Annotated in this window: 15 protein-coding genes; 1 reads left to right on the top strand and 14 read right to left on the bottom strand. The window is 35.6% G+C overall.

Annotated elements, in window-relative coordinates:
- Positions 1-244 precede the first annotated feature (244 nt).
- The 5 genes from PSE60_RS19840 to PSE60_RS19820 form a co-directional block, all read right to left on the bottom strand.
- On the bottom strand, positions 245-790 hold the full coding sequence (locus PSE60_RS19840) for a fimbrial protein (protein ID WP_272666531.1): 546 nt from the start codon (positions 788-790) through the stop codon (positions 245-247).
- Between the two features lie 5 nt (positions 791-795).
- Positions 796-1,359: a fimbrial protein gene (locus PSE60_RS19835; protein WP_272666530.1), complete on the bottom strand. Its 564-nt coding sequence runs from the start codon at positions 1,357-1,359 to the stop codon at positions 796-798.
- On the bottom strand, positions 1,334-2,008 hold the full coding sequence (locus PSE60_RS19830; RefSeq protein WP_272666529.1) for a fimbrial biogenesis chaperone: 675 nt from the start codon (positions 2,006-2,008) through the stop codon (positions 1,334-1,336). Before PSE60_RS19830 ends, PSE60_RS19835 begins: the two co-directional genes overlap by 26 nt.
- Before the next feature lie 74 nt (positions 2,009-2,082).
- Positions 2,083-2,637 (bottom strand): fimbrial protein, encoded by a 555-nt coding sequence (locus tag PSE60_RS19825; protein WP_272666528.1) that lies wholly within the window; start codon positions 2,635-2,637, stop codon positions 2,083-2,085.
- A gap of 920 nt (positions 2,638-3,557) precedes the next feature.
- Complete coding sequence (locus PSE60_RS19820; protein WP_210840400.1) at positions 3,558-4,034, bottom strand: cold-shock protein; 477 nt, start codon at positions 4,032-4,034, stop codon at positions 3,558-3,560.
- 189 nt (positions 4,035-4,223) lie between these two features.
- On the opposite strand from PSE60_RS19820, the gene PSE60_RS19815 reads away from it, so the two are divergent.
- Complete coding sequence (locus PSE60_RS19815) at positions 4,224-4,913, top strand: RluA family pseudouridine synthase (protein ID WP_272666527.1); 690 nt, start codon at positions 4,224-4,226, stop codon at positions 4,911-4,913.
- 102 nt (positions 4,914-5,015) lie between these two features.
- On the opposite strand, the gene PSE60_RS19810 is transcribed toward PSE60_RS19815, so the two are convergent.
- From PSE60_RS19810 to PSE60_RS19770, 9 genes are all read right to left on the bottom strand, one after another.
- The gene (locus PSE60_RS19810; protein ID WP_210840402.1) at positions 5,016-5,555 is read right to left on the bottom strand and encodes a DUF2058 domain-containing protein; all 540 of its coding nucleotides are present in this window, start codon (positions 5,553-5,555) and stop codon (positions 5,016-5,018) included.
- A gap of 289 nt (positions 5,556-5,844) precedes the next feature.
- Positions 5,845-6,846, bottom strand: a complete 1,002-nt coding sequence (locus tag PSE60_RS19805) for a fimbrial protein (protein WP_229597502.1) — start codon at positions 6,844-6,846, stop codon at positions 5,845-5,847.
- Between the two features lie 13 nt (positions 6,847-6,859).
- Complete coding sequence (locus tag PSE60_RS19800; RefSeq protein WP_272666526.1) at positions 6,860-7,426, bottom strand: fimbrial protein; 567 nt, start codon at positions 7,424-7,426, stop codon at positions 6,860-6,862.
- A 39-nt stretch (positions 7,427-7,465) separates the two neighbouring features.
- Positions 7,466-8,083, bottom strand: coding sequence for a fimbrial protein (locus PSE60_RS19795; RefSeq protein WP_210840315.1), 618 nt, complete (start codon positions 8,081-8,083; stop codon positions 7,466-7,468).
- A gap of 8 nt (positions 8,084-8,091) precedes the next feature.
- Positions 8,092-8,841, bottom strand: a complete 750-nt coding sequence (locus PSE60_RS19790) for a fimbria/pilus periplasmic chaperone (RefSeq protein WP_210840316.1) — start codon at positions 8,839-8,841, stop codon at positions 8,092-8,094.
- Positions 8,842-8,854: 13 nt separating this feature from the next.
- On the bottom strand, positions 8,855-11,386 hold the full coding sequence (locus PSE60_RS19785; protein WP_272684368.1) for an outer membrane usher protein: 2,532 nt from the start codon (positions 11,384-11,386) through the stop codon (positions 8,855-8,857).
- A gap of 29 nt (positions 11,387-11,415) precedes the next feature.
- The gene (locus tag PSE60_RS19780; protein ID WP_232062925.1) at positions 11,416-11,961 is read right to left on the bottom strand and encodes a fimbrial protein; all 546 of its coding nucleotides are present in this window, start codon (positions 11,959-11,961) and stop codon (positions 11,416-11,418) included.
- 66 nt (positions 11,962-12,027) lie between these two features.
- Complete coding sequence (locus PSE60_RS19775; protein WP_094960889.1) at positions 12,028-12,591, bottom strand: fimbrial protein; 564 nt, start codon at positions 12,589-12,591, stop codon at positions 12,028-12,030.
- A gap of 82 nt (positions 12,592-12,673) precedes the next feature.
- On the bottom strand, positions 12,674-13,063 hold the full coding sequence (locus PSE60_RS19770) for a helix-turn-helix domain-containing protein (protein ID WP_004263121.1): 390 nt from the start codon (positions 13,061-13,063) through the stop codon (positions 12,674-12,676).
- Positions 13,064-13,176: the final 113 nt, after the last annotated feature.

The following is a 13,176-nucleotide window of genomic DNA, read 5'->3' as shown; positions in this document are numbered from 1 at the left end:
TGGATTATTTTTCAACCGAAATACATTTAGTTAATTTAGTAGCACAATATTATTGGTTGAAAAGAAATTAATATTATTTCTCTGTTTCCATCTTTGTTAAAATTATTTGGTATCTTTAAATAATCAAATATCAAAAAACGACATAACTGTTTAATTATGAATAGGCTATTCAACTCATTTATGAGTAAATTTAATTATTTTTTTTGTTATTCTATTTATTATTTTTTAATTAGCGCAATAGTGATTAATCGGCGTAATAACCAATCGTTAAGGTTGCTGAAAAATCACCGTCATCTGAGTCACAATCTGTTTTAGCACAACGTAATTTAGCATTGATCATTTTTGTTTCACTCGTGCTTTTCATGTTATCCCATATGATTGAAGCTACATCAGGTTTGGCTAGTGCGGTTTGGTTGGCACTAATAACAGGTGTTCCATCTAATAATTGAACACCTATCACCCCATTAGGGTCATCATTAAAGAAATTATTGCTGCCCGCTAACGTATTTCCAGATGCTAGATAAACAATCGCTGTTGTTTGATCCGTGCTGGTGCAATTTTTTAAACCAATCGAAAAATTTTTTGACACTGTATCATTCTTAATTTCACTGATTGTCGTCACACCGGATGAATTGCCTAATATAATTTCATTAGGAACATCAATTTCACAGGTTTTCGCTAAAAATAAAACAGAAAACTCGTATTGAATCTGATAGTTATCTGCGGCCATTGCTGGGTAATACATGAACACCATTAGAAGAGTCAGTAATCGCTGTTTTATTTTTTTCATGACCATCAATCCTGATAATATTCAAAAGTAACAGCGGCATTCGCATTGCCCGGTTTAACATTATTTTCGCGCTTCACTAAGCTGACTCGGTAATTAACGACAACGGAATCACTCGTTGTAGAAGGAAACGTTGAAACTCCGCCATCGCTGACGGCTTGGCAGTTCTGATTATTGTTATCACAAGACTCAAGTAAAAAACCCGTTTTAGTTGTGTCTGCTAAACCAAAGAAAACACCATTATTAAACTGAGTAGATGCTGCTGATTTTGATTTTACTTTAATTTTTTTATCGCTATTAGCAGGGAAATTTTTGCATACAATGGTGTAAGAAAAATTTTCACTTTGTATAGGTTTATTAATTGGGTTGCTATCGACCTCAGAGGCAATTAATGTACCATTTTGGCTAAAATCGATGTATTTATCTAATTCACTATTATCATCAAATTCACAAGTTCCTTTAATGATCTTGGTTTTGAACTGGATTTGTCCATTTTGCGCAACCAATTGACTGGAGAAAAAAACCATTCCCAGTACCAATAAGGTTTTACTCAATAGTCCCATGATATTCATTATATCCTCCAAGATCGTTGATAACGGCCCATTTCACTGCTCGCGTTTTCAATTGGGCTGTATAATTCATGTCAGTGAATGGTGCAATTACATTATTTTGTTTATTTAACTTAATTGCTTTGTTATTAACGAATAAACCAGCTAAATTAATATAATAAGGTGAATTATTGATTAGCTTAATGCCATTAGCATTTTGAGTTATTTTAATACTCTTAAATGCATCCTCTTGAATCATTGTCAAATTAGCAGGGCGATAAAAAATCTTAATTACACTTTCTAGTCCAACTTTAACGCCATCCGCTTTATTTGATTCAGGAACATTTCTGGAATGAAAGTAATACATACTTTCGCGATCTTTCGGAAACTTATGTGAGATTGCTTTAATTTTAATAATATTGCGTTGTTTCGGTGCTAATTTAAAAATAGAAGGTGTAATGACAAATAATCCTTCAGAAGGTATTTTGCTATCTAATTGTTGTGTAATAAAACTTGCCACTAAATACGATTTATTGTCTTCATTACGAGCTGTAATAGCAGCAGAATTAGTTGCTTCTTCAATAATAATACGGGTTTGACTTAAACCAACACCCGCTTGAGCAACAAATGAAAATGTTAATAAGATAAAAAATAGAGATTTTAATTTTAGCATTTTATTTTCTCTTATATAGCAGGCAGTAATTAATTACTGCCTGCCTTACTAGCTAAACTAACGGACGACTTTTATTAGTCGTAAGCAACACTGAAGGTTACTGGTACGTTTAAGTTTTGAGCGACAGCATCAGTCGTTGTTGCATAAAGACCTGCCACCATTGGAATGATGTAGTCATTTTGACCAGTAACTTTCAGGTCTGCAATTTCAGTTGCAGTGTTAGGGTTGATAGCCGTTTTTGCTTTACCAGCCGCTAACTTAACACCGATTTGTGATGCTTGAGCATCAGCAAACATATCTGAGTGTCCAGTTAATGCTTCACCCGTAGCTAAGATAGAAACAGAAGTTGCATTTGCAGCTTCGTTATTGCCACCTGCGTCACCGTTATAAACTTTAGTACAGTTATTTAAAACTAAGTTAAAGTTTGCTTCTGATAATGCTTTAGCAGTATCAATTTTTTCGTTTGAGTGAGTTCCTAAGCTGATTAAATCTTTAGAAGCGCTAATATCACAAGTTGCAGCAACTAAACGAGCATTAAAGTTAACTGTTGCATCTTGAGCGGCAAAAGCTTGAGAAGAAAGAGTTGCAACAGTGAATGCGCCAATCAGAGCAAGTTTATTGAATTTCATAATCATCATTCCTAAGTATGTGAGAAAATATTAATTTAATTTTTTAAATTAATAGATATTTAAATTTTTATATTTCAGATTAAGTTTTTATTCTATTAATACAGATTAAAAAAATCCAAACATCATTATTTAAATACCCATTAATAAACAATTTATTCATATTGGCTATTTAATAAATAATTGACTTTTTCGTAAAAACTTAATTTTAAAATGTCTTAGTATTTATTTGGTAAACACTCGTTCACCGGAGTGCGTGGATAATATTAATTATACTCCAATAAGTTGTCAAACAAGCGAAAAATGCATCATTATGTTTTTTGAATAGGTTTCAAATTATTATTTCCAATTGATTTCATGCGGTTACACAAACAATGGTCAAACCAACTAATACCCTACGCATTTTTTAGATTAAAAAACCAGAAATCATGCAAAAATAGAGTTAATACAGTTGAAAACACTTAAATTAATATCTATACATAATTTGTCGCTAAATTTAACACACTAGATGAGTAGGAAGAGAAAGTGTTACTAACAACTACGAGGTGTAATAAAAACACCAATTAGTTAGATATTATTAACACTTAAATTAATATTTATTATTTTTTACTCCATAGCTATAGTTGCTCTAAATAATACCTTACTCAATTCATAAGAATATTCTGATGCATTCTATTTGTAATATTAAATTTATGCGTTCTATATAATTGCTGCGTACTCATTTCCTATCCGATTCTAAAAGATAATAGCGCTCAACAAAGAAACACTTTCTCAATCAGAACATCACGATAATAAAGAGGAGAGGTAAGAAAGCCTCATCCTCGTTGGTATCGTGAAATTCTAAAAGAAAGGAGTAGAAGAAAGAATAACATGATAAACAAGCAAATTGCGCTTCCCTTGAGCGCTATTTGCCTTACAAAAAATCACTTAAATTTGAGTTGCTTCACAGCCTCATCAATATCAATTTCATCTTCTGAAAATGTTAAAGCGGTTCCATGTAATGTGCTAATTTCTAACTTTTTCAAGGAGCGCATTTGGTCCGGTTTATCTGATTTAGGTTTAATACTATTCATCAAGGCACCAATTGATAACACTGTATTTTCTTTATCAATACGTGTATCAGCAGGCACTTCCACCGAATAAACTCGATAAGATTTTATGGATGTAATCTTAATGCGCTCACCTGCAATATAAATATATTTGCTTTCAGGTATGACTTTGACCGCAAATGCAGACAACCCTTTATTATTTGTCGTCGGTTCGAAAGTAACTACGGCATTTTTTTTAATCAACTCAGGGTTGGCAACTTTAACCACATGAAAATAACGGTTATCGCCATTCTCATCTTTGATAAATCCAAAACCTTTATCTTCGAACCATGTTGTGATCGTTCCATTCATCGCCATTACCGCCTAATTAATCTTTTATTGACTCAGTTTTTACAACGCGCAGTATAGAGCACAATGCGTGTGCAGACTACGGCTTTACTTTTAGTCTGAGTGATAAATTTACGCGATGCAAGCGGCAAGTATTCGCCTGCATACTAAAAATTAGTTATTATCAACAGCTATTTTTTGTTGGAAAGGCTAATGACTGAAATCATCGACACCTTTATTGCGCCGCCCTGCCACGGTAAGATAGAAATTATCTATCAGGATGAGCATCTTGCCCTTATTAATAAGCCAAGTGGCTTACTCAGCCTTTCAGGAAAAAACCCACAAAATTTAGATTCAGTCCATCACCGATTAGTACAAATCTTCCCTGAATGTACTCTTGTTCACCGTCTCGATTTTGGTACATCAGGATTGATGGTGATTGCGCGTAATAAAGCAGTGAATGCCGCTCTGAGCCAGCAATTTAGCCAACGAACGGTAATTAAAATATATCAAGCTCTACTTTGTGGTCACTTAACTGATGATGAGGGTATCATTGATGCTGCAATAGCAAGAGACCCAGCACTGTTTCCTCGCATGTCTCTTTGCGAAATTAATGGCAAACCTGCCCGCTCCCACTATCACGTGATTGAACGCCTGTATCACCCTTTAGATAGTGGCACATTACTTCCAGTAACTCGAGTCCAATTAGTTCCAGAAACGGGTCGAACGCATCAGCTTCGTATTCATTGCCAACAATTAGGCCACCCTATATTAGGCTGTGACTTATATGGGGGCCAAATACCAGAGCATGCATCTCGGCTCATGTTGCACGCCAGCGAACTACATTTTGTTCATCCCATTAGCCAAGAAAGAGTGAATACTCGCTGTGCTAGCCCGTTTTAACGCCCAAGCAACCACTGTCTCATTTTATGGCTGGCAAAATAAATTGCCCAGCCCTGTAAATGCACATCACTAGCAGTACTTCAATTCAAGTTATAACGAGTATTACCACATTAAGTCATCAGGAATTTTAAAATCTGCGTATGGGTCGTCTTCATCCAGCTCTTCTTGGCTCAATGCATTATTTAATACAATGCTATCCGCATCCCTTTGCATAATTTTATCCGCTACACTTGCAGGGATAATCACATACTCATTGTTATCGCTATTCTCAATCGCTAAACGAGCAATCGCCAGACGGCCGCTGATCAACTGTGTTTGTGTTATTTTATCTACAACAACTTGCTTGATCACATTGTTATCTGTGAAATTGAAGCTAATATCTCCCTTTGAAATATCAACTTTATTCATTTCAATAAGTTGTTTAACTTGTGCTTTAAACTCTTTGGATTGCACCATTTGTTTATGCTGTTCGCTCAGTTGTTTATCACGCTCAAGCTGCGCTTTTTTATTCTCTTCTACGGCTTCCCTTGCTTCACGCGCTTGAACGCGTGATTTTTTAGCTGTTCTTTGCACTTTTGCCATTTTCTTGCTGGTGACTAATCCTGCTTTTAACATTTGCTCTTGTAAGGTGAGTTTTGCCATCTTCGCCTCTAAATCTATCAGATAATTATGTGATTATACCTGTAGCCGCTGAGACCTGATAGGCTTTGAGCTTCATTGATAGAGAAATTATGTGATGTTATTTAAGAAAATATGCTAACGAGGATAATTCAAAATTCGGCGTGTTTAACTTATTTTATCTAAAATGTCTTTATAAAAAACCATCAATATATTGTGCTTTTTTATAAACACGATTTACTCAGTAACCATAGAGAGTTGATGAGAAAAAATAGAGGTTTTTATCCACATAAAAACCTCTCTACTTCAATAACTACGGAGTGGACATAATAATGGTAGCTGCTGAACTAAACTGGCCTTCTATCAATTCATTTGGAGATAAATTAGGTTTTTTAACTAGCGTGAACATCAGTGTGTCTCTACCATGCCCATTTTCTATTTTTGAATCGAAATGTCCATTCATAGGGGAAACTCTTTGCCCTTGATGATAAATCTCAACACCTAATCCCGGCATAATAGGACCTTGACTACCAATATCTCCAGTTCTAACAAGTAAAGCGTCAGATGAAAAAGTCGAAGTTTCTCCACTTATAATCATCTTTATTGGCGCTGTCAGATTATTATCTTCACAACTATAAGTGATTTCTGCGTTACGTTGAAAACGGCTTGCACTTCCCACCGTTGAAATGCCCGATGCATTTACTGTTTCAAAATCAACGATGATGATTTGGTTATCATTGATATCACACGTACCCGTTCCAACAACCACATCATTACCCGCATAGAAATTCCATTTAAAATAAGCATGGTCAATATGCTGATTACTATTTACAAATGTCGCATATTTATGGAGATCTAACGTCATCAGCAAATCGCCTTTTCTTACCAAAACAGATGGCGTTGGTTTAACATTTACCTGTAAATATAATTTAATTTGTAAAGGTTCACTTGCTGTGGTTAAACGAAATACTTGAATTTCTTTACCGCTAAATGGTGCTAAATAGTAAGCACCACGCACGACCACTCCTGCTTTTAATTCTGGGTTATTCTTAAATGTGGGGCCAAGGTCAGCACCAGTCACATTTAAATAATCAACATAAGCACTAGGGGCTTCATTACGGCAGGTCATAAAATCACTCACATCCGCGAATTCATTTATACGATTAGGTACAGCAAAAATATCATTATCTAGAGGAACATCATAAATACTTTGTGTTCCCCCACCAACTTCTTGTCCTCCATTAGTTTTACACTGGAAAGCAAAAATAGTCGGGGAAAATAATAAGGTTGCGAGAAGTAATATTAATATCTTCATTGTTACTGATACCTTAATCATAAATTAAACTAAAAATAGCGGTTGCAGTAAAATGGCCAAACGCAATACTTTTATTTTTTATTGCATCAGGTTCCCCTTGCACATTCGCATTAAAACTTAAAATATTCGTACCATTCTCTAAATTGTATGCAGGCGTCGTACTATTAATAGGAATTTTTTTACCACTATATTCTAAGATTTCAATTCCGATGCCAGAAGCCATGCTGCCAGAATCTAATGCAAGAAGGCCAGGTAAACGAGTATTTTCGCTTCCTGTAAACTTAACGGTCACCGTTCTAAAGATACTATTATCACAGTCATCTAAATGAATATTAAAATTTTCAAGTGGCGTTTTTTGGTTAATATAGAGGTATTTATTAACAATAGTACCAAAGTCCACAATGATATTTTCATCACCAGGTCTTACTGTACAAGCTTCAGCGACAAGTTGTCCTCGTATCTTAATTTCACCGATTTGACCATTTTTTGCCTGACTCAGTAACGGAAAAAATAACAAACTTAATAGCATCGAGAGTATTATTTTTTTAAATTTATAAAAATTGAAATTTAAGTTATTCATATAAATACCTTCAATGCTATATCAGAAAACCTATTAAGATTATTCATAAGTTATTTGAAAAGAAATAACACTTCGATAAGCTCCAGCCTGTAAATTCTCTGCAATTCTTACGGGAGTTACATAATAAGTTAAAATATTTTGTCCCGTAGAAATAAGCTCAGGTTCACTGTACTCACCAAAAGCAATTTCTTTTCCTTTAGGATTAGTTATCTGTAATCCAAGCCCATTAACACCTTCAACTCTCGCTATGTTCGGCCTAAAAGGAACAACTGGCGTGATAAACCTAATTTTCATACCTGGCTGGGAAATACTCCATGTAACATTACCGGATTTATTGTTTCTCAAAACCGTTGGGGTTTCGATACAATCCAATAACTCGATGTTTATCGGCGTCTTGTGGCCTTGGGCGCCAATTGTTTTTAATGATGCAGTTTCAATATTTCCTAAATCAACGGATTGAAATGCAGAATCCATCGATAAATGGCATGCACTCTCCGTTAATGATCCATAAACGAAAATTTTGCCATTTGCACCTTCAACATTCCAATTGCCTGTTGTGTTATAGATGGCATTATTTGATGCCGCATATATCACAGCTGAATGAAATATGAGAGATAATCCAAAGAGTAAGGAAAAGCTTTTTTGATTAATCATCATTTTCCTCTCTATTTATTTTCAGGAACAACCTGACATGTATTTGCTTGACATTTAAATTGAAGTTTTGGCCGGCCACCATAGTCATTTATATAGGTCAATACCGGATTCGCCCCCACAGTAGAACTTGGAACTCCTAATTTTTCTTCACTAAATGGTGCAACCATAACTGCCTTAAAATTCTGATTTACTGGTGAATCTTTTCGCTCAGCCGCACCAATAATCGTGATATAAAAGGGAGTTGGGTTTTTAATGATATATTGGTCGCCTTGCTTAATAAGCTGTGTTTTTTCTTGCCAAGGGTTATTCAGCATTTCTGTTTCGCTTAGCATGATACTTTTAGGACGATAAAATAATTTAATTTTGCTCTGTAATGCTAATTGCAAAACATTCGGTTTATCACTTTTTGGCGGGATCTCCCTTAAATTAAAGTAATAAACACTTTCTCTATCCTGAGGTAACTGACTAATTTCAGGAAGCGCCTCGATACGGACTTGGCTTGATTTTTCGGGTTCAACTCGCTGCACCGGCGGTAATACAGCAAACGGTGAAGTGATTTTTATCCCTTGAATATTTTCAATCCACCCTTGAGCCAAATAAGGTAGCTGGTTATTTTTATTAGTAATAGTAATTGAAACGCTTTTTTGATCGCCATTAAAAATAACTCGGGTTCTATCTAAAGCAATTGCCGAGAATGCGCTTACGCTAACTAAACTGCTTAATAAAATAGTACTGATATATAAATTAGTTAATTTTTTCATAGCAATCACTCATTTACAGATTATTATCTGCTTCATTACGTTTATTTGATAATGGTTTACAAGGAATAAATAATCCTTGGTTAATTGTTTCTAAATTTTCAGGAAAATTAATTTCACATTGTGCTTCACCACCCCAATGAATAATCATGACTTCATTTGGGTTGATACCACTAACATAGGCATATCCATTATCAGTGACTATTCCCGTTTCTTTTCCTTTCAAATTCGTGATCTGAGCGCCAAATGGCGGTGCAGAACCGTCAGACATACGCATTGAAAGCATCATCTTTTCACCAGACAACACATTAAATTTGCGATAGCCAATCGCACCTTCTGTTAGTGTCGCTTGAACAATAGAATCCGTTACCTCGGCATTATTCGGTAATGCATTTAAATCGACTTTAACTTTACTGCGGTAGTAGCTATTTAAATCAGGGACAACCACTTTACCAAATGCATTTGATGCAATAGGGATCCCTCGGTCTGATACGGGAATTTTAGCCACACCATCGGTGTCAATCAGCAAACGAGTTCCGCCAATATTTGAGACTCGATGAGCATCCGCACCATTTAAAGTCATGGTAAATCCGCCTTGTGCCCCTACCCCAAATGATGTGTAATTATTATGAATATAGCTGGCATTCGCAGTTAACTTAGTATTATCACCATAATGGGTAATATAGGTGCTTGCGGTTCCACCTTTGTTGGTCGAACCTGCACTAACTTGATAATTGGTTCTATCTGACAATTTGTCATAATAGGTTGCTCGATTAACAGTATCATCCCGTGTTGCTTGTAATGAATAACCAATATTTGCACCATTTCCCCAAGGCATTGAAGCTGAGATATACAGGCCATCATCATTTGTTTCGTTATATTTATTGCGATAGGCCGATAACGAAATATTAATATTCTTCAGGCTTCCCCAATCTAAGGTTTTTGTCACCATTAAATTGTAGCGATTACTTTCTGGCTTATCCCAATAGGTTTGGTGCGAGTAGTTTAAATAAGCTGTAATTCTCGATTCTCTAAAGTTTTTATTTAAAGAAATCACATACATTTCTTTATTACTACCTTGACGCTCACCTGAATCTTTAGCCGTTAAAAAATCGGTTACAGTCATAAAACTGCGTTCTGAGAATCGGTAACCTGCGAACTGAACTTGGCTATCATAGTCATCAAAACGTTTTGAATAGTTTATTCGATAAGAATTACCTGTAAGTTTTTTATCATTAGGAATATTTGCAATAGAATGCGTAATATCGAAAGATAAGGCACCAAATGCCAATAAGTCACGACCGACACCTACGTTGAATGCATTATAGTCTTGGCTATTTAATGAACCAGCAAGCAATGACCAACCATTAGTGACACCCCACGACATTTCACCACTCGCAAATGTATCTCCATTGACATGATGATCCATATCTGTTGGGCGACCCATCGCTAGTTTATATCGAATACTACCTGGTCGAGTTAAATAAGGGATATTGGCTGTTTCAACCTGATATTCTTGAACCGAACCATCCTGCTCTTCGATTCGAACATCTAGTTTTCCCGTCGTCGCATCACTTAAATTTTGAATACGGAAAGGACCCGCGGCGACTTGTTCTTGATAAATAATTCGCCCTTGCTGGCTAACAATCACCGTCGCATTTGTCGTCGCAACACCTGTTATTTCAGGTGCATACCCACGTAAATTAGGTGGTAACATTAAGATATCAGAGCGTAAGCCAACACCTGTAAATCGAAAACTATCGAATAAATCAGTGTTAAAATAGTCCTCACCCAAGGTCAATTTCGCTTTAATACTGGTTAACGCTTTATAGGCGTATAGTCGGCTCCATTGAAAGTCATGCTCATTTTTACTATTCGAGCCAGTTTCTCGTTGAGTACGCCCCTGCCAATCTCCCCTAAAGCGCCATGCACCAAGGTTCACACCTGCGACACCATTTGCTGTCACATTATAGTTGCTATTATTATCATGAGGCTTATTCACTCTTGCGTTTATATTGTAGTCTAAAATAGCCCCTGAAATTCCTTCATCCCACAGAGAAGGCGGATCCCAGTTAGCTGTTCTATATTCAAGGTAGGCTTGAGGTATACTCAGATACAACGTAGAGTCAGATAAATCCCCTCGAGCTTGAAAACCAGGCAAACTGCGTAAATCAAGACACTCATTATTATGCCACCACGTAATTTGCTTCAACGAACTGGCTGTTAATCCTAGCTGCTGGACTTGTTCTGGTGTGATACAAACGAGGCTATCTTCAGGGTCGTTTTCTGGCGCATAGAATGAAAACCGTTGCTCAGGTAAAGTTTCTTTATTTACTTGTACTTTGAGGGGATAAATACCAGGCATAATATAGCCTGCACGTGAGAATTGCTTAATATCAATGTTTTTTTTGTCTTCTAAATCAAATAATGCCGTATTAAATTGTATGGTATCGGCAGCATATAACTGAGCGGATAATGATCCAAATGTAATCATTATCGTTGTCGTTATTATATTTATTTTGTGTTGTTTAAAAAACATAAAAAACATCCCTAAAACACCAATATAATTTCTTAGAATTAATAATAATCGACCTTGAACCTTAATAAGGTTTGGTAATTACCCGCTTTAACAGGATGATAATTGGTGACTAATTGCATTTGATATTTCAGGATCATTGTCCCTGGCGTAATTCCTAATGCAGGTAATGGCTTTCCTGGTGTAATGGAATATCCCGATATATCATGCAATGCCAATTGCACTCCTTTTGCTTCACCCGAGAGTGTGAAAAAATCTCCTTCTGATGGACCATCAAAAGTGACTTCGAGTGAATTCCATTCGTTATTATCTTTCGAATATTTTTCCCAACGACAATCAATGAGCTTAATATTGAATTCTTTTATGGGGCCTTTCCCAACTTCACGGATATAGCTTGTTGGAAGTACCCCCATATTAATGGTCTGATCCCTAGACCCAATATCTATTGCGCAGGCAGTATCGACTATTTCGCCATTCATCGTGACTTTACCCCATCCATGAGATGATGCAGCCATTTGTGGCGAAAGAAATAATGTTAGAAGAAATAGGGAAGATACTTTGCTTCGCAAATAGATAAATCCTTTCACTTTAACCTCTGACTTAATTTGGTGATTAATAGAGGAACACAAAGGTATTCCTCTTAAATTAATCAATTAGTTATAAGTTAAGGTAAAGTTAGTTACGCCTTCGAATTTACCTAATGGAATTTTATCAACCGCAACGTTTGCACCTTGTACATAAGCGCTATAACGTAATGTATTATCACCCGCTTGTAATTGATGTTCTTGAGCTGTTGCAACTCCCATATCTAACGCTGCGCCATTAGTATCCGTTAATTGAATACCCACGTTGCCAGCAATAGTTGGGTCTGTTGCATCTAAGCCTGTTACACCGAGTAATTTAGAATTAAAAGCAGCGCTAGAACCAGAGAATGTGATACTCACTTTATCGTTGTACACTTTATCATCTGCATCTTTCGGGAATACACAATCTTCCAATTCAATATTGAATTGCTTCGCGCTAGAAGTACCGCCATTCGCTAAAACAGAGTTAGCGATTTGGCCTAACCATACTGTTTGGTCAATAGAATCTGAACTAATTGAGCAAGGTGCATCGATGATTTCACCTTTAAATGTGACTTTACCATGCCCTTGATCAGCGAGTGCTGGAGATGCAATAGCGGCAGAAACTAGTGCGGCTAAAAATACTTTTTTCATTTGAACCTCATTTATATATAACAACGTGATGATTACCCAACATGATGTAGGGTATAGTTAGAATTTATTATTTTTAAAATAACTATTTGCTGTATAAAGAATTTAAAATAATTTCTGTTTGTCGATTAAAAATATAATGATAGTTATCCTTTTCATCGGATAAACATTCACTATTGTGAATAAATGAATTAGCACTAGGATTTTTTTCATTTATTTTCAATGATACACTTTCAAAAAATGCACTCGGGCTAATTTCTAGATAAAATAAAATTGAAAATAGCATTCCACAGTTAATGCTACATATTCCTCTTTCATAACGAGATATTTGTTGTTGTGATATCTTTAATTTTTTAGCTAGATCACTACCACTAAGCCCTTTCTCTTTTCTAAGATGCGATAATTCCATGCCAATTTGTTCAGTTAGTATTTTCTGAAAGCTATCTATACTGGTCTTTAATTTATTACTTTTCATATCTCACCAATTAAAGCCTTGTGTAATGTGGCAAAACAATCAGAACCGCTCATAAAGTGAACAATTTTATTTTTTGAAATACAAAAAAACGCAACAAAATAAATCAAAATGTT

The sequence above is a fragment of the Providencia sp. PROV174 genome (assembly GCF_028480685.1).
Lineage (GTDB): Bacteria > Pseudomonadota > Gammaproteobacteria > Enterobacterales > Enterobacteriaceae > Providencia > Providencia rettgeri.
The sequence above is the reverse complement of the archived record's forward strand: the minus strand, read 5'-3'. Positions and strand labels throughout refer to the sequence as shown.